Source organism: Variovorax sp. W1I1, from assembly GCF_030815625.1.
In the GTDB taxonomy this organism is placed as follows: Bacteria; Pseudomonadota; Gammaproteobacteria; order Burkholderiales; family Burkholderiaceae_C; genus Variovorax; species Variovorax paradoxus_C.
Genome location: NZ_JAUSWZ010000001.1, coordinates 1,071,101 through 1,088,157 on the forward strand (window position 1 = coordinate 1,071,101; position 17,057 = coordinate 1,088,157).

Annotated in this window: 17 protein-coding genes and 2 pseudogenes; 8 read left to right on the plus strand and 11 right to left on the minus strand. The window is 68.1% G+C overall.

Annotation, left to right across the window (positions count from 1 at the left end; translation table 11 throughout):
- Positions 1–44: 44 nt before the first annotated feature.
- The 6 genes from QFZ83_RS05100 (at position 45) to QFZ83_RS05125 (ending at position 5,357) form a co-directional block, all read left to right on the plus strand.
- The gene (locus tag QFZ83_RS05100; RefSeq protein ID WP_307503388.1) at positions 45–329 is read left to right on the plus strand and encodes a GIY-YIG nuclease family protein; all 285 of its coding nucleotides are present in this window, start codon (positions 45–47) and stop codon (positions 327–329) included.
- Between the two features lie 30 nt (positions 330–359).
- The gene (locus tag QFZ83_RS05105) at positions 360–2,045 is read left to right on the plus strand and encodes a phospholipase D family protein (RefSeq protein WP_307503391.1); all 1,686 of its coding nucleotides are present in this window, start codon (positions 360–362) and stop codon (positions 2,043–2,045) included.
- Between the two features lie 90 nt (positions 2,046–2,135).
- A complete protein-coding gene (locus tag QFZ83_RS05110; protein ID WP_306880602.1) occupies positions 2,136–2,282 on the plus strand; it encodes a hypothetical protein in 147 nt (48 codons plus the stop codon).
- A 4-nt stretch (positions 2,283–2,286) separates the two neighbouring features.
- Positions 2,287–2,676: a hypothetical protein gene (locus QFZ83_RS05115; protein WP_306880601.1), complete on the plus strand. Its 390-nt coding sequence runs from the start codon at positions 2,287–2,289 to the stop codon at positions 2,674–2,676.
- Between the two features lie 66 nt (positions 2,677–2,742).
- On the plus strand, positions 2,743–4,296 hold the full coding sequence (locus QFZ83_RS05120) for a serine hydrolase (RefSeq protein ID WP_306880600.1): 1,554 nt from the start codon (positions 2,743–2,745) through the stop codon (positions 4,294–4,296).
- Positions 4,297–4,517: 221 nt separating this feature from the next.
- Complete coding sequence (locus tag QFZ83_RS05125) at positions 4,518–5,357, plus strand: alpha/beta hydrolase (RefSeq protein ID WP_306880599.1); 840 nt, start codon at positions 4,518–4,520, stop codon at positions 5,355–5,357.
- 146 nt (positions 5,358–5,503) lie between these two features.
- Here QFZ83_RS05125 and QFZ83_RS05130 read toward each other — a convergent pair.
- From QFZ83_RS05130 to QFZ83_RS05145, 4 genes and pseudogenes are all read right to left on the minus strand, one after another.
- A pseudogene (locus QFZ83_RS05130) lies at positions 5,504–6,133 on the minus strand (hypothetical protein); the annotation flags it as partial.
- An 18-nt stretch (positions 6,134–6,151) separates the two neighbouring features.
- Positions 6,152–6,961, minus strand: a complete 810-nt coding sequence (locus QFZ83_RS05135) for a DUF899 domain-containing protein (RefSeq protein WP_306880597.1) — start codon at positions 6,959–6,961, stop codon at positions 6,152–6,154.
- A 42-nt stretch (positions 6,962–7,003) separates the two neighbouring features.
- Positions 7,004–7,681 carry a hypothetical protein gene (locus QFZ83_RS05140; protein ID WP_307503394.1) on the minus strand — a complete coding sequence of 226 codons (678 nt, stop codon included), beginning with the start codon at positions 7,679–7,681 and terminating at the stop codon, positions 7,004–7,006.
- Between the two features lie 48 nt (positions 7,682–7,729).
- Complete coding sequence (locus tag QFZ83_RS05145) at positions 7,730–8,950, minus strand: helix-turn-helix domain-containing protein (protein WP_307503396.1); 1,221 nt, start codon at positions 8,948–8,950, stop codon at positions 7,730–7,732.
- A gap of 106 nt (positions 8,951–9,056) precedes the next feature.
- Between QFZ83_RS05145 and QFZ83_RS05150 the strand changes: the two genes are divergently transcribed.
- A complete protein-coding gene (locus QFZ83_RS05150) occupies positions 9,057–9,395 on the plus strand; it encodes a hypothetical protein (protein WP_307503399.1) in 339 nt (112 codons plus the stop codon).
- Between the two features lie 50 nt (positions 9,396–9,445).
- A complete protein-coding gene (locus QFZ83_RS05155) occupies positions 9,446–9,844 on the plus strand; it encodes a nuclear transport factor 2 family protein (protein ID WP_307503402.1) in 399 nt (132 codons plus the stop codon).
- Between the two features lie 9 nt (positions 9,845–9,853).
- On the opposite strand, the gene QFZ83_RS05160 is transcribed toward QFZ83_RS05155, so the two are convergent.
- The 7 genes and pseudogenes from QFZ83_RS05160 to QFZ83_RS05190 form a co-directional block, all read right to left on the minus strand.
- A complete protein-coding gene (locus QFZ83_RS05160; protein ID WP_307512636.1) occupies positions 9,854–10,327 on the minus strand; it encodes a GNAT family N-acetyltransferase in 474 nt (157 codons plus the stop codon).
- 81 nt (positions 10,328–10,408) lie between these two features.
- Positions 10,409–11,428 (minus strand): annotated as a pseudogene (locus QFZ83_RS05165) (GTP-binding protein); the annotation flags it as partial.
- Positions 11,370–13,052: an amidohydrolase gene (locus tag QFZ83_RS05170; RefSeq protein ID WP_307503405.1), complete on the minus strand. Its 1,683-nt coding sequence runs from the start codon at positions 13,050–13,052 to the stop codon at positions 11,370–11,372. The gene QFZ83_RS05170 and the pseudogene QFZ83_RS05165, both read right to left, overlap by 59 nt.
- On the minus strand, positions 13,049–14,086 hold the full coding sequence (locus tag QFZ83_RS05175) for an ABC transporter ATP-binding protein (RefSeq protein ID WP_307503408.1): 1,038 nt from the start codon (positions 14,084–14,086) through the stop codon (positions 13,049–13,051). The genes QFZ83_RS05170 and QFZ83_RS05175 overlap by 4 nt, the downstream gene beginning before the upstream one ends.
- Positions 14,083–15,153: an ABC transporter ATP-binding protein gene (locus QFZ83_RS05180; RefSeq protein ID WP_307503411.1), complete on the minus strand. Its 1,071-nt coding sequence runs from the start codon at positions 15,151–15,153 to the stop codon at positions 14,083–14,085. Before QFZ83_RS05180 ends, QFZ83_RS05175 begins: the two co-directional genes overlap by 4 nt.
- A complete protein-coding gene (locus QFZ83_RS05185; protein ID WP_307503413.1) occupies positions 15,153–16,073 on the minus strand; it encodes an ABC transporter permease in 921 nt (306 codons plus the stop codon). Before QFZ83_RS05185 ends, QFZ83_RS05180 begins: the two co-directional genes overlap by 1 nt.
- Positions 16,070–17,047: an ABC transporter permease gene (locus QFZ83_RS05190; protein WP_307503416.1), complete on the minus strand. Its 978-nt coding sequence runs from the start codon at positions 17,045–17,047 to the stop codon at positions 16,070–16,072. Before QFZ83_RS05190 ends, QFZ83_RS05185 begins: the two co-directional genes overlap by 4 nt.
- Between the last annotated feature and the right edge of the window lie 10 nt (positions 17,048–17,057).

Here is a 17,057-nt window from a genome sequence, read left to right on the forward strand (position 1 = left end):
GGTTCGGGCGGAGCACGCAGGGCCTGTCGCTGCACAATCCAGCCGTGCCCCGAACCCTGCCAGACCCTCAGCCCGCGCCCACTCCTTACTGGCTCTATCTCCTGGAGTGCGAAGGCGGCGTGTACTACGCGGGAATCGCGCTCGATGTGGAGCAGCGCTTTTTCCAGCATGTCTTCGGGCTGGGCGCCAAGTTCACGCGCGCGCGTCCGCCGTTGCGTGTGCTTGCTGCCCGCGTCTATCCGGACAAGGGGGCCGCATTGCGGGCGGAGCTCAAGGTGAAAGCACTGCCTCGAATCCGCAAGCTCGCCTTCTTCGAGGCCGATACCTAGCCGCGGTCCGCCGCAGGAAGAGAACAGCGCATGGCGACAAAGGTGCTCCTGGGTTTCATCGCTTCGGTTTGCGACAAGGGCCTGCTGCTGCGAATCGACGCCAGATCGGTGCTTCGTCCGGTCCTCGCGCTGGGACTCGCCGCCATGCTCGCGGCCTGCTCCAGCCTGCCTCCGCAAGTCGCCACGCCGCCGACCGCCGCCATCGGCGACTACGCGCAGACGCCCCTCGGCGCCATCACGCAGAAGGTGCTCCCCACCGATGGCCGCTCTGGGTTCCGTCTCCAGCCCTACGGCCCCAATTCGTTCGCCACGCGCATCGAACTCACGAAGCTCGCCACCCGCAGCCTCGACGTGCAGTACTACCTGCTGCCAGGCGACAACACCGGCCGCGCGCTGATGCGCGCCATGCGCGATGCCGCCGCACGCGGCGTTCGCGTGCGGCTCCTGGTCGACGACCTCTACACCTCCGGCGAAGACGATCTGCTGCTCGGCCTTGCGAGCTACCCCAACGTCGAGGTGCGCCTCTTCAATCCGTTCCCGGGCGGCCGAAGCAGCATGGCCACCCGCTTCATCAGCTCGGGCTTGTTCGACGTCCGCCGCGTCAACCGGCGCATGCACAACAAGCTCTTCGTTGCCGACAACGCGGCGGCCGTGGCCGGTGGCCGCAACATGGCCGACGAGTACGTGATGAATGCCGAGGGCAGCAACTTCATCGACATGGACACCTTCGTGGCCGGACCGGTGGTGCGCGACCTGTCCGCCGAGTTCGACCACTACTGGAACAGCGAGGTCGTGTATCCGCTCGAGCGCATCGCGCACAGCGGTTTGAGCCGCGCGCAGTTGCAGGACCACTTCGAGCGCCAGACCGCGGCCGCCAAGCCACCCGTGGCGGCCGAGATTCCACTGGACGGCAAGCCGCTGCATCCGAGCCCGGACGATCCGCCGCTGCTGCCGCTCGAACTCGTGCCCATGCTCAATCTTCCGTTCGAGCTGGCGAAGCGCCAGGTGAGTCCGCTGCTGTGGGCCAATGCACGCGTGCTGTTCGATCCGCTCACGAAGACACAGGGGCTCAACGAGCGCGAAGGCTCGATCAAGGGCACTGTCACCGAAAGCGTCGTGCAGTGGCTCATGACGGCCGACAGGAACATCAAGATGGTGTCGCCGTACTTCGTGCCGAGCGACGAGGCCGTGGCGAACCTCGTGCGGGCGCGCAAGGCCGGCCTCGGCGTGGAGCTGGTGACCAATTCGCTCGCATCGACTGACGAGCCCTGGGTCTACGTGGGCTACTGGCCGCACATCAAGGATCTGCTGGCCGCGGGCGTCGTCATCTACGAGATCAGCCCCTCGCTGAGCGTGAAGCGGCGCAAGCTCGGCGTCTTCGGGCACCGCACCGGCGCGCTGCACATGAAGAACGCGATCCTCGACCACAAGGAAGTGTTCCTCGGCTCGATGAACCTCGACCCGCGCTCAGCGAGGCTCAACACCGAGCTGGGCATCATCATCCAGAGCGAGGAAATGGCGCGGCAGCTGGAGAGCTTCGCGGATGCGGGCAGCGGCTACACGCTGCGCCTGGGTGCCGATGGCCAGAGCATCGAATGGGTGGAGGAAGACGACGACGGCAAGCAGACGGTCTACGACGTGCCGCCGGAGACGACCGCGTGGCAACGCCTGCGGCTGCGCCTGCTGGCGCCGTTCATTCCCGAGCAGGAGCTGTAGCAGGCCCGGCGATGTTCGTGCCCTTTGGGGACGAAGGCCTGTTGCCAATGAACACGCCTTTCGCGAGGCGCCCTTGAATAAACTGTTCCGATGAAACGCAAGAGCCTGGGCATCGGAACGGGCCTGGCCGTGGGTGTGGCCATCGGCCTGGCGATCGACAACATCGGTATGGGAATCGGCATCGGGCTCGCGCTCGGCATCGCGCTGTCCCTGGCCATCGACAGGAAGGACAAATGACTTCATGAGCACCGCGGACGATATGGACGATATGGACGATATGGACGACACGGACGACATGGAAACCTGGCTCCTCGAAGCGGGCGACGCAATCATCGAGAAGAAGGCGGCGCAAGGCGAAGCGTCGCTCTCGCCGCCCGAGCGTGCGATCTATTGCATGTGGGCCCTCGACTACGCCGTGAGAAATGCGGGCTCTCTCGATGCGCTGGAAGACGTGCACGAGACCGCGATCGAAGAACTGGCGGCCTTTGCTCGCGCACAGAAGATCGACACGCTTTCCACGCTGCTCGACATGGCTGCGGATGAGGATGAGGAAGCGTTCGTCGATGCCTACTACGAGCAGTTCGACACCGTCTGCACCGAACTGAGGCGTTTGAACGAAACAAGGCATTGAGCGGAAAGGGCTGCGCTCTTGGAGTGCATCGATATGATCGCCGCCACACAACCGCGGAGACCGGCGATGCGCATGCACCGAAAGATCGATTCTTCACTGGCCCATCTCGCAACCGCATTGCTGTTCGCGGCCATGCCGTTCAAGTCCGCATGGGCCGATGAGCCCGCCACGTGGCCCACCGCAGGTTGGGCCACGAGCACGCCCGAAGCGCAGGGCATGGACTCGGCGGCGCTCGCCAAGCTGGTCGAACGCGGCGAGGCGAACAGCCTGGACAGCATCCTCATCACGCGCCACGGCAAGCTGGTCGCCGAGGCCTACTACGCGCCGTACCGCGCGGGCCTCAAGCACGCGGTCAACTCCGTCACCAAGGCCGTCGTCGGCACGTTGACCGGCATGGCGATTCAAGACGGCCTGCTGGCCTCGCGCGAGCAGCCCGTGCTCGAGTTCTTTTCCGATCGCACGGTGGCCAACGCCGATGCCGCCAAGAAGTCGATCACCCTCGGGAACCTGCTCGACCAGACCTCGGGCCTCGACTGGAAAGAAAAACTCGACGCCAGCATTCCCGAGAGCCTGATCCAGTTGCGCCGCAGCCGCGACTGGCAGGGCTTCGTGCTCGACCGCCCGATGGCACAGGCGCCCGGCAGCGGCTTCAACTACAACAGCGGCAACTCGCACCTGCTGTCGGCCATCGTCGCGAAGAAGACCGGCGGCAGCGCGCTGGCCTATGCGCAGAAGCGGATGTTCGAGCCGCTGGGCATCGCCGACGTGCGCTGGATCAAGGACCCGCAGGGCATCGAAGCGGGCGGCTTCGGCCTCTACCTGCAGCCGCGCGACATGGCGAAGATCGGCTATCTCTACCTGCGCAAGGGCCATTGGGCGGGCCGGCAACTGCTGCCCGCCGAATGGGTAGAGAAGGTGTTCAGCGCCTCCGTCGACATGGGCTTCGGCGCGAAGCCGGCCTTCAGTTATGCCAATGGCTGGTGGACGATTCCGGAAAAGCGCGCCTACATCGCGGCGGGCTACAACCGGCAACTGATCATCGTGCTGCCCGAGGTCGATGTGGTCGCCGTGACCACGAGCCGGCGCAACTTTCCGCTGCCGCCGCTCATCGACGCGATCACCGCCGCAGCGCGCTCGACCTCGCCTCTGCCCGCGGACACCGCCGCAGAGGCGCAACTGGCCGACCGCATCCGCAATGCATCTATCGAGAAGCCGAGTGCCGTCGGCCCCACGTCCGAGCTGGCGACAGCGATTTCCGGCAAGGTGTGGCAGTTCGATCGCAATGCGCTGGGCGTGAGCCGCCTGACGCTCGACCTGAAGGCCGCCACGCCGACCTACGAGATCGTGTTCGACAGCCGCGACCCCGGTGCGGTCGCGCAGCCTTTCACCGGACCGATCGGGCTCGATGGCCTCTACCGCGTCAACGACAAGGCCCCCAACGCGCCGGTCGCGGTCAAGGGCAACTGGCTCGACGCGCAGAGCTTTCGCATCGACTCACGCGTGCTTGGCGAAGACGAGGTGACGATGTACACCCTGCGCTTCGACGGGCAGCGGGTGAACGTGGCCTTCGAGAACAACCGCGGCTTCAAGGCGCAGATGCAGGGCAGGGCGGCGGAGTAGCTGCGCAGGCGATGAAACCGCGCGCATGTTCGCGCCGGACGGCTTGCCGCGCATCGGCCGGCTCGGGTGCCATCGGCGGGCGAAGGAAGAAGAAAACGCCTCACCCGCCGGGGAACTAAATCCTGACACAACCCTACCCAGGAACGAGGCGAAACTAGGGCACCGCTCAAGTACAGAAACACAGGCCTCGCGCCACCTGCCTCGCTGCTCAGGAAAAAACCTTGCTCTCCAAAGCCAAAGTCGCCCGCATCGCGCTCTCCGCCTCGGCCGCCGCCATCGGCAGCCTCGCCGCCTACTGGACCCTTCTTGCCACGCGGCAGGGGCACATCCTCTTCAATGCCCGCAAGCACCCGGTCGTCCAGCTGTCGGACGACTTTTCCACCTATTCGCACACGGTGCCGGGCGGTATGGTGCGCGGCTATGTCTACCACCCCCAGGGCGAAGACGCGGTGCAGGACCTGTTCATCTATTTCGCGGGCCGCAGCGAAGACGTTCGCGCGACCGCGCAGACCTTGCACTGGCTGCCGGAAGGCTTCGGCTTCGCCGCCATCAACTACCGCGGCGTGGCCGACTCGCAAGGCCACCCTTCGGAAATCGCCTCGGTCGAAGACGGCGCGCAGTTCGCGAAGCACCTGCGCCGCGCCTTCCCGAATGCGCGGCTGCACGTCGTCGGCCGCAGCCTCGGCACGGGCGTGGCCATCCAGCTCGTGGCGCGGCAGGAATTCGCGAGCCTGCAACTGGTCACGCCCTACGACTCGATGCTCGAAGTGGCGAAGAAGCGCTTTCCGCTCGTGCCGCTGTCGCTGCTGCTGCGCAACCGCTTCGACTCGCTCACGCACTGCGCGGAGGTCGCCGCCAAGACCCAGGTGCTGCTCGCCGAGCGCGACGATGTCGTGCTGCCGGAGCGCTCGCAAAAGCTCATCGCGGCATGGCCGACGCCGGTGTCCGTGGAGACCGTTCCGGGGTCGGACCACTACAACATCATGGGGCTCGAAGAGACGTGGCTGAGGCTGATCGACTTTGCATTGACGGCGATATTGCCGGAGCCGAAGGCGGCGTAAGTCGCCTTCGAATTCGATAAGGCGGCCATGAAGTTTCAACGCATCGGCAAGCTGGAGGGATTCCTCCACTTGGTGGATGGCGCAATCGGCCTCGGATTAATCTCCGGCGCCGCGCTGGCAGCGATCGTCGGGCAATTCATCCTGGGCGGAATATTGGCGGCGCTCGCGCTCGGCATGTTCTTGCGATTCAAGCGCGGGCGCGTTCGCAAGTAGAAGCTCCGAAGCCAGCACGCACCCGCATCGAAACCACGGCAAACCCCGCTGGCGATCAAGCCTGTAACGGCGAGCATTGCCGCAGTGTGAACACCGACCGCCGCGAACGCGAGCATCAGTGAGTCGGATGCGGCGATCTGCTTGCCCGCGCCATCTGTCATGCACAGCGGAATCAACGCCGGCACCAGCATCAACCCCGCCCCATGCGCGGTGGACATCATGAAAGACCAGAGCGCGAGCCCGGCGTGCCCTGCCGGCGCACGCGCAGCCTTGGGTGTCCGGCGCCACAGGTGAAGCACCGCGGCCGCAACGAACAAGCCGCCGGCCAGCACCTGCATCGCCACACGGTCCATCGCGAGGCCGAACGCCACCGCGCCGGCGACCAGCCCGATCGATGTCGCATGCCCGACAGCGATCGGCATCAGTGCCCGCAGCGCCGGTGCCCGATCACCCGAGCGCACGCCCCACGCGGCGGCCAGCATCCAGCCGGTTGCGGGATTCAGCCCGTGAAGGGCGCCGACCCCCGCGACGGCGAGCCATGGCCAGAGGTCCGCGGCTGCCATGGCATCGTCTCCGCGCGTTCAGTGGTTGCCGTGGTCGTCGCCGTGGCAGCACGAACCCGCCGCGGGCTTCGCGGCCACCGGCTGCGGCTCGTAGCGGTCGTGATGCCGCACCCAATCCATCGCGTAGACCGGATTGGGCTCGTCGCGGCCCTTGGGCGTGAGGTCGAGCAGGTTGTAGGTGCCCATCATCACTTCGACGCCGCGCTCGTAGGTCGAGTAGGTGTGGAAGACCTCGCCCGTGTCGTCCTTGTAGAACACGCTGATGCCGGGCGCCTCCTGCGCGGGGAAGGGCCGCACGCTGTAGTTGTAGTAGACCTCCCCCTTGCCCTCGGCCCACGCCTCTGGCTTGAAGCTCACGCCGAAGTCGTAGTTGAAATCGCTGTCGTATGCCGACACCCACTTGAACTGCCAGCCCATGCGTTCGCGAAAGCGCTCGATCTCGGCCAGCGGCGCGCGCGAGACGACCAGCAGCGTCACGTCGCGGTGCTCCAGGTGCACCTGCATGCCCGCGATGTGATCTGCCATGTACGAGCAGCTCGGGCAGCCTTGCTCCCACTCCGGGCCGAGCATGAAGTGCTGCACCACCAGTTGGCGGCGGCCCTCGAAGAGATCGGCGAGCTTGCGTGGGCCTTCGGGTGTGTCGAAGCTGTAGTTCTTCTCGACGCGTGTCCACGGCATGGCACGGCGCTCGCGGGCGATCTGGTCGCGCAGGTGCGTGAGCTCCTTCTCGCGCGCCAGCAGCGCCTTGCGCTGGGCGAGCCATCGGTCCTTCGACACGACGGGGTGGTTCTTCAGGCTGCTGGTTACTTCTGCAACGGCGGTGTTCATGGTGTGTTCTCCTTGAGTGAGTGGGGAGCGCGAAGGCTGTGTTCAGGCCCGGACGGATTTCGGACGGCGCACGGCGCGGATTTTTCCGGTGCCGCCGCCACCGCAATAGAAGAGATCGGCCCCATCGGACTCGAGCCCGCTGATGTTCACGCCGCGCGGCATTTCCAGCCGGTCGAGCACGGCGCCGCTTCGGGGATCGATGTGGCGCAGTTCGCTCTCGTCGCCTTCCCAGGTGGCGTGCCACAGCTCGCCGTCGACCCAGGTCACGCCGGTCACGAAGCGGTTCGATTCGATGGTGCGCAGCACCGCACCCGTGGCGGGGTCGATCTGGTGGATCTTGCGGTCGCGGTACTGGCCGACCCAGAGGCTGCCCTCGGCCCAGGTGAGGCCCGAGTCGGCGCCGTGGCCGGGCGCGGGAATCGACTTCAGCACGTCGCCGGTGGCGGGGTCGATCTTGTCGATGCGCTCCTCGGCGATCTGGTAGAGGTGCTTGCCGTCGAAGGCGGTGCCGGCGTCAGCGGCGCGGTCCAGCGTGCGGGTCTGTTCGCCGCTGTCGGGGTCGAAGGCGATCAACCGGGCGCCGGTGGCGGCCCAGACGCGCTGGCCGTCGTGCGTCACGCCGCCGACCTTGTCGACGCCGTCGAAGGGGCCGTACTCGCGCACGACCTCGGCCATGCGCACGGCGGACTGGGTGCTGCTGCTGTCTTTCTTGCTGTTCATCGTTGGCTCCTTGGGGAGGCACCGCGGATCGGCGCCTTGGAGACAACTTTAGGCAATCGGCAGCGAAGAGGGGAGTAACAAGATCGTCGTGAATCCCGCGAGCGGCGGCGCGAGCCAGCGCTGCGCCCGCGCCCGCCCGATGGCGCGCACGCGTCCCTCGGCTTCCAGCTCGGCGAGCGCGCGCTGCACGGTGCGCTGGCTGGCGTCCAGGGCGAGCGCGAGGGCCGAGGTCGACCACGCCGCGCCATCGGAGAGCAACGCCACCAGCGCGCCCTGCTCGCCGTCGATGGGCGGCGCCAGCAGCACCACCTCGCGCCCGTCGCGCGGCCTGAGGGCGAAGCCGCGCGCGGTGGCTTCGATGCCCGCTTGCGCCCCGACGAGCGCGCGCAGGCGGCCGATTTCGACGCGCAGGCGCGCGCGCAGCGTTTCGTCGGGATGGCGGGTGTTGAAGGCGTAGGCGATCAGCGCCTCGCGCTCGACATCGCCGGGCCAGGCTTCCGCGAGCGCACGCGCCAGAGCGAACAACACGGGCCGGCGCGCGAGCGGCCGCCATGCATCGCCGGCGCCCACGCCGCGGCGGCAGGCATCGACCACCAGCGCGTTTGAGGCCAGGAGGTCGGCGACTTCGTCCAGCCGCAACGCCTGCTCGCCACCGGGAAAAAGCCGGCGTGCGGCGGGGCGGTCGAGCGCGGCCAGCGCTTCCGCCACCTCGGCCGCGAGCGCCGGCACTCGGGCGCGCCCGGCCGCCTCGTGCGCACGGGCGAGCGAAGCACGCGCGGGGCCGATGCGCAGCGAGCGCAACGCGAGCTCGGCCGCGGTGAGTTCGGCCACCGCCGCGAGCGGCGGCGACAGCGCCAGGCCGTCGAGCAGCGCCAGCGCGGCGGCGGCCTCGTCAAGGCGTCCGAGCAGCAGCAGCCGGCGCGCCGCGATGAGTCGCGCCTGCCGCGCGTTGGCGAAATCGTCATGCGCTTCGAGCGTGGCAGCCGCCGCTGCGAGCGCGCGTGGCGTGCCGCCCAGGTCGCGCATCGCCATCGCCACTTCGGCCTCGGCGACGATGCAGCGCGCGCGGGCCAGCTCTTCGTGCGCACCGAAGGCACGCGCGGCGCGGCGCAGCAGCTCGCGGGCGCGCGGGTGTTCACCAAGCTGCGCCATCGCGATGCCGCGCAGGGCCAGCGCGGGCGGATCGTCGCGCAGCGCGACCCGCTTGAGCGCGCCGAGCGCATCCCCGCCGGCGAGGGCGCGTGCGGAGGCGGCGATCAGGGAGTCCATGGGGGCCGAGGCTACACCGGCAGGGGCGCCATCGGCCTCCATGTCCGGCCGGCATGCTTCCTCCTGTCCTACACGGATCTCGCGGCATGGTCCGCAGGATCGCCGCATGAACAAACTGATCCTTGTGGGTGTGAGTGTGGTCGCGTGGTCTTCGTTCGCCGCCGCGGAAGAGGTGAAGGTGCCGATCGACAGCAGCGACAAGGGCACCGTTTACGTCGCCCCCAACGTCAACTCGACCGAAACCTCGGCCTACACCAAGGGCGCGACCGTCGGCGTGCAGCGGCCCGACGGCAGCGGCACGTACATCGGCACCGACACCTCCATGCCGCGGCCGGTCTACTCGCTCGGCGGGAGCACGGGCGGCAGCCTGTCGTTCAACGGCGGCGTGACCTCCGACGGCAAGGCCAACAACGGAGTGAAGGCGGGCGTCACCATCAAGTACTGATCCGGTCCGACGGATAGACTCCCCCGCACCATTGCTTGAGGAGACCCTTGATGCCGATCGACACCCTCGCCACCTGGCACCAGCTCGTGAAATCGCATGACGCGAAGGGGCTCGATGCCCTTCTGGACGACAACGCAGTCTTCCTCTCCCCCGTGGTGCACAAGCCGCAACTGGGCAAGGCCATCACCGCCAAGTACCTGGGCGCGGCCTTTCATGTGTTCTTCAACGAAAGCTTCCGCTACGTGCGCGAGCTGAAGAGCGAGCGCGATGCGGTGCTCGAATTCGAAGTCGAGATCGACGGCATCTCGGTCAACGGCGTCGACATGATCAAGTGGAACGACGCGGGCCTGATCACCGAATTCAAGGTGATGCTGCGGCCCCTGAAGGCAGTGAACCTGATCCACGAGAAGATGGGCGCGATGCTGCAGGCGGCATCGTCGCTGTCCTAGCAGGCCCCTTCAGACCAACGTGCCGTACACGATGAACCCGTCGTGCGCGGCCACCTTGTCGTAGAGCGTGCGCCCCGCTGTGTTGGTCACATGCGTCTGCCAGTAGACGCGGTGGCCGCCCACGCGCTTCACATGCGCGTACACGCCTTCGATCAATTGCCGGCCTACACCCTGGCCGCGCTCCGATGACAGCGTGAACAGGTCCGACAGGTAGCAGGTCGGCTCGATGCGCGTCATGCTGCGGTGAAAGAGGTAGTGCGTGAGCCCCACGAGTTGGCCGTCACGCTCCGCGACGAGCGCATGCATCGGCTCGTACACATCGAAGAAGCGCTGCCACGTGACCTGCGTGATTTCGTCCGGCAATGCGGTCGAACCTTCGCGTCCATAGAAGGCGTTGTAGCCGTCCCAGAGCGGCTTCCAGCCCGCGTAGTCGTCGGCCACCGGCGGGCGGATCAAAAGAGGGGAAGAAGAGGTCGTCGTCATGCGTCGGCTGCCTGCACGTTGTTGAAAAAACGTGCGATTGCAACACGGCCCCGGGCTCAGCGCGAGAAGAAAATCGCTCAGCGCCGCCTCCGGCAGCCGCTCGCGCAACCCGATCGCCACCACGGCCGCGCGCGCATCGTCCGGCGGCACGGCCTTGCGCAACGACCCGTGACGGCCCGCGAACTGCACCTCTGACCATTCGTCGCCGCCACCCGCGCCATGGCCGGTTCGCAGCATGCCCTTGAGCCGCAGCACGCCGGCGGGCACCTCGCGCAGCCAGGTGCGCAACGCGGCGGCGGGAATGACCGCCTCGGGTTGCGCGCTCCAGGTCGCGAACAGCGCGCCGTGGTCTGGCGCGTGGTCGTGATGGTCGTGGTGGTCGCACTCGGGACCGCAGGCATGAGCGGCCGCGTGCGCAGTCGCAGGCAACGCCAGGCCGCTCAGCAGCGACAGCGGCACCGTCGCCTGCGCGGTCTGGATGCATGGCGTTCCGGGCGCGGTGGCGTCCACCCAGGCCCGCGCTTCGGTCAAAGCCGTTTCGCTCGCCAGGTCGATCTTGTTGACCACCACCAGGTCGGCCGACTTCAACTGCCGCGCCAGCGTGTCCGCCAGCAGCGGGTCGCGCGACTGCCGCGCCGCGGCGCTGGCGTCGACCAGCACGATCACGCCCTCCAGGCTCAGCTCCGGCGCGGCCATGCCGATCTGCGCGATGCGCCAGGGGTCCGACACGCCGCTCGCCTCGATCACCACCGCGTCGAACGGCGTCGTCGCCTCGATCACATCGACCAGCGCGCGGCCCAGGTCGTCGCCGATCTGGCAGCACACGCAGCCGTTGGTCAGCGCGAGCGTGTCGCCGTGCGTGGCGGCGATGAGGTCCGCATCGATGTTGAGCGCGCCGAAGTCGTTCACCAGCACCGCCATGCGCAGGCCCTTCGCCTCGCGCAGCCAGCGGTTGAGCAGCGTGGTCTTGCCGGCGCCCAGAAAGCCGCCGATCACGGTGAACGGCAGGCGCTTTCTTGTCGGCATCACGCGTGCGCCCCGTTCAAGCGTATTGCGCCTTGAACACGCGGCCAGAGAGCACCGTGCCCCACACGCGCGCATCCTTCAGGGCCATCGGGTCCATCTCGAGCGGGTCGTCTTCGAGCACGCAGAAATCGGCGCGCTTGCCGCACTCGATGCTGCCGATCTCGCCGTCCAGCTTCAGCGTCCAGGCCGCGCCGAGCGTGATGGCGCGCAGCGCCTCGGCCACCGTGATGCGCTCGGCCTCGCCCAGCAGCCGGCCCTTGGGCGTCACGCGATTGACTGCGCACCACGCGGTGAAGAGCGGCCCGAGCGGCGTGACCGGCGCATCGGAGTGAATGGCCAGCGGCACGCCTGCGGCCAGCGCGCTGCCGCAGGCATCGAGCCGGTTGGCGCGGTCGGGACCCATGGTCATTTCGTAGTGCTGGTCGCCCCAGTACCAGATGTGGTTGGCGAAAAGGTTGGCGCAAAGGCCGAGCGACGCCATGCGACGGAACAGCGGCGCATCGATCATCTGGCCGTGCTGCAGGGTGTGGCGGTGGTCGGGCCGCGGCGCACGCGTGAGCACGCGCTCGATGGCATCGATGGCGACCTCGCTCGCCTCGTCGCCGTTGGTGTGCGTGTGGATGGTGAGGCCGGCGCGGTGGTAGGTCTCGAAGTCGGCCTCGTACTGCGCGGGCGCCGTGACCCAGATGCCGTTGGGCGCGCCGTTGAAATGCCCCGGCCAGCGCAGCCGCGCCGAGAAACCCTGGATCGAGCCGTCGAGCATCATCTTCACGAGGCCGTAGCGCAGGCGGTCGGTGTTGCGCGGCACGAGGCTCTTCACGTGCTCCGCGCCCAGCGCCGCACCGTGCGTGCCGTGAAAGGCCTGGAATGCGGGGAGGATGCGCACGCCGAAGCCGTCGTCGCCCGTCGTTGTCTCCAGCACGCTGCAGTCTTCGGGCGTGAGCTTGTTCACCAGGTCGGTCGCGGTGGTCACGCCCTGCAGGCAGGCCAGCTTCGCGAAGGAGCGCACGCCGGCCTCGGTCATCGGCGCGAGCAGGCCGGCGTTGCCGATCTTGCGCAGCACCAGGAACATGGCGGCCGGCTCCTGCAGCTCGCCGGTGGGCTCGCCTTCGCTCGGCCCTTCCGCGAACTTGACCACGCCCTCGACTTCGTTGTCGCACGTGATCTCGGCGATGCGCAGCATCGCGCTGTTCACGTTCATCAGGTGGCCGTTGGCATGGCCGATGACGATGGGGCGCGTGGCGCTCGCGCGGTCCACGTGCCGCACGGTCATGCGCTCGCCGCCGAAGTAGATCGGGTCGAACCCCCAGGCGATCAGTGGCTCGGTGTCGGGCACGCCTTCGGCGGTCATCTTCGCGGCCACCTCGGTGAGGCGCGCCACGACTTCGTCCATGGAGCGCAGGCCGCTCCACACCTTGCCCGCGGGGTCGCGGCGGTCGAACCAGCCGAGGTATGTCCAGTCCCACATGCTGCCTTCCTTCAGGTGGCAGTGGCCTTCCACGAGGCCGGGCATCAGCACCTTGCCGGCAAAACGCTCGTCCAGCGTGAACGCGCCCCAGGCCTGCATGTCCGCGAGCGTGCCGACGGCCAGCACGCGCCCGTCGCGCACCGCCACGTGGGTGGCGTGCGGCTGCATCGGGTTCATGGTGATGATCTTGCGGGCGGGGTAGACGGTGGTGGTTGCGTTGTTGGGACTCATGGCGACTCTGGAATCGAAAGAGGAGGGTGCGGCAGTCCGTCGACGACGTCGACGCGCCTGCAGCGCACCCAGTGATCGGGCGCGACCTCGCGCAGCGGCGGCAGCTCGGCCGCGCAGGCCGGCTCGGCCACGGGGCAGCGCCCTGCGAAGCGGCAGCCCTTGGGCGGATCGATGGGGCTCGGCGGATCGCCGCTCAGCTTGATGCGGTTCGCGGCGCGGCGGCGCCCGCCACTGACCGTTGGCACGGCCGACATCAGCGCCACGCTGTACGGATGCAGCGGCCGCGCGAAGAAGCTGCGCCGCGGCGCGCGCTCGACGATCTGGCCGAGGTACATCACAGCGATGTCGTCGCAGATGTGTTCCACCACCGCCATGTCGTGCGAGATGAAAAGATAGGTCAGCCCCAGCTCGCGCTGCAGCCGCGCGAGCAGGTTGAGGATCTGCGCGCGGATCGCGATGTCCAGCGCCGACACCGGCTCGTCGCACACCACCAGCTCGGGGTTGGTGGCCAGCGCCCGCGCGATGTTGATGCGCTGGCGCTGCCCGCCCGAGAACTGGTGCGGAAACAGGTGCTGCTGCTCGGGCCGAAGGCCTACGGCCTCGAAGAGTTCCGCCACGCGGCGGGTGCGCTCCTCGGGCGTGCCGACGCGCATCAGGTCCAGCGGCGCGCGCACCGCCGCGCCCGCGCGCTCGCGCGGGTTGAGCGAGGAGAACGGGTCTTGAAAAATGATCTGCATGCGCGTGCGCGCCTGCCGCAGCGCCTCGCCCTGCAGCGCGCCCAGGTCGGTGTCGCCCAGCTGCATGCGGCCCGAGGTGACGGGTGCGAGCCGCATCACCGCCAACGCGGTGGTGGTCTTGCCCGAGCCCGATTCGCCCACCACCGCGAGCGTGCTCCCGCGGCGCACCGCGAACGACACGCCATCCACCGCCTTCACCACTTCGGGCTGGCGGCCCCAGCCGGACTTGCCGCGCGGAAAGTGGACCTTGAGGTCTTCGACCGAGAGCAGCGTGTCGGTCTTGCCGATGAATGTCATGCGGCCTCCCGTTCGCGTGCTTCGAGGGTTTTGACGGTTTGGGCATGCAGCCAGCAGGCCGCGCCATGCGGCGTGCCGGCCGCCACTTCGCCAGTCACCGCGAACATCGGCGGCACCTCGGCCGCGCAGCGCTCCATCGCGCGCGGGCAGCGCTCGCGAAAGGCGCAGCCCGTGCCCAGTTCCCAGATCGAGGGCACCACGCCCGCGATCTCGGCGAGGTCCTCGCGCACGTCGCCTTCCCGGGCCGCGCTGCTGCCGAGCTCGGGCAGGCAATCGATGAGGCCGCGCGTATAGGGGTGGCCGGGCTCGGACAGCACCTGCTCGGTGGTGCCCTGTTCGATGACGCGGCCGGCATACATCACCATCACGCGGTCGGCCATCTCGGCGACCGCGCCCATGTCGTGCGTGATGAACATGATGGCCGTGCCCTTCTCGCGCTGCAGTTCGCGCAGCAGGTCGAAGATCTGCGCCTGCACCGTCACGTCCAGCGCGGTGGTGGGCTCGTCGGCAATGAGGATGTCGGGCCGGCAGGCCAGCGCCATGGCGATCATCACGCGCTGGCGCATGCCGCCGGAGAGCTGGTGCGGGTACTCGTCCACGCGCCGCTCGGGTGCCGGAATGCCCACCTGGCGCAGCATCTCGATGGCGCGCTGGCGCGCCTCGCGCGCGTTCATGCCGGCATGCAGCTGCAGCGATTCGCCGATCTGGTCGCCCACCGTGAACACCGGGTTCAGCGAGGTCATCGGCTCCTGGAAGATCATCGAGATGCGGTTGCCGCGCACCTCGCGCATGCGCGCGTCGCTCGCCTGCACCAGGTCTTCGCCCTGGAACAGCACGCGGCCATTGCGAATGCGCCCCGGCGGCGAGGGGATGAGCCGCAGCAGCGCCAGTGCCGTCATGCTCTTGCCGCAGCCCGACTCGCCGACCACGCACAGCGTTTCGCCGGCGCGAATCTCGAAGTCGACCCCGTTGAGCACCAGCGCCTGGCCACGCCGGGTCTTGAACTCGACGTGCAGGTCCTGCACGCGGAGCAATGCGTCATCGTGGTTGTCGTTACCCGTCGCCATCAGCGTTCCCTCAGCTTGGGGTTGAGGGCATCGTTCAGCCCGTCGCCGATGAGGCTCACGGCCAGCACGGTGATGAAGATCGCGGCGCCCGGAAAGGCCACCGCCCACCAGCACGACAGCACGTACTGCCGGCTCGAGCCGATCATGAGGCCCCAGCTCATCTGGTTCGGGTCGCCGAGGCCGAGGAAAGACAGGCCCGCTTCGAACAGGATGGCCGCGCCGATGGCCAGTGTGGCCGACACCACCAGCGGCGGCAGCGCGTTCGGCAATATCACCTTCCAGATGATGCGTGCGTCGCGCGCGCCGATGGCCCGCTCGGCGCGCACGAACTCCAGCCCGCGATATTTCATGAACTCGGCGCGCGTAAGACGCGCGGTGCCGGTCCAGCTCACGATGCCGATGGCCAGCGTCACCGTCACCAGCGTGGGCGAGAAGAGCGTGACCACCACCATCGCGAAGAGCAGCGCGGGCAGCACCTGAAAGAACTCGGTGAGCTTCATCAGCGCCGCATCGATCTTGCCGCCGTAGTAGCCCGCGAAGGCGCCGAGCGTGATGCCGATCACCACCGACAGCAACGCGGCCACCGCGCCCACCAGCAGCGTGGCGCGCCCGCCGTAGATGAGCGCGGTGAGCACGTCGCGCCCGAGGTAGTCGCTGCCCAGCCACGCGTCTTCGCTGAAGGGCGGGGTGAGCGGCGCGGTCCTGATCTCGAACGGATCGGCCGGATAGAGCCAGGGCCCGGCGATGGCCACCGCCAGCATCAGCACCAGCATGACCATGCCGGCGATGGCGGCGGGGTTGCGCAGGAACATGCGCATCGCTTCCATGCCCGGGTGCTCCACCCGCACCGCCGCGGGCAAGGCCTTGGAAGCTTTTGAAGATGCGGCTGCGACAGAAGGCATCGTGATCACCTTGCTCATGAGGCCTTGATCCTCGGGTCGATGAAGCGATAGCAGAGGTCGGTGAGCTGGTTCATCACCACCACCACGACCGAGGAGAACAGCAGCACGCCGAGGATGGTCGGGTAGTCGCGCCGCAGCACCGATTCGAAGGCCAGGCGGCCGAGGCCCGGCCAGTTGAACACCGTCTCCACCAGGATCGCGCCGGCCAGCACGTTGCCGAACTGCAGCCCCAGCACGGTGACCACCGGCAGCAGCGCATTGCGCAGCGCGTGCTTGTAGAGCACCACCCGGTCGGCCAGCCCCTTGGCGCGCGCGGTGCGGATGAAGTCCGAGCCCAGCACGTCCAGCATCGAGGAGCGCGCAAGGCGGCTGTACTGCGCGAGATACACCAGGCTCAGCGTGAGCGTGGGCAGCACCAGGTGGTGCGCCACGTCGAGCATGTCCTTCAGGCCACCGCCGCCGGTGGAGTCGATGGAACGCATGCCTGCGACCGGAAGAATCGGGAACACCGAGGCCAGCAGGATCACCAGCATGATGCCCAGCCAGAACACCGGCGCCGCGAACCCCACCAGCGACAGCACCGTGATGAACTGCGAGAGCCAGCCGTTGGGCTTGCGCGACGACAGCACCCCGAGCGCCGTGCCCGCGAAGAAGGCCAGCAGCACCGAGCTGAGCACCAGCAGCAGCGTGGCCGGGACGCGCTCGGCGATCATGGCCGTCACCGGCAGGTTGAAGAAGTACGAGTAGCCCAGGTCGCCCCGCGCCACCTTGCCGAGGTAAACGCCCAGTTGCACCGGCAGCGATTGATCGAGCCCGTACTGCGTGCGCAGTTGCGCCATGAGTTCGGGCGACATGCCGCCGCTGGCGCCGGCGATGGTTTCCACCGGGTCGCCCGGCGCGGCGTGCACCAGCACGAAATTGAGCACCACCACCGCGAGCACCAGGCCGATGGCCTGGAGCAGTCGCGAGGCGGCGTAGCGAAGCGTGTCCATCGCGCCCGCC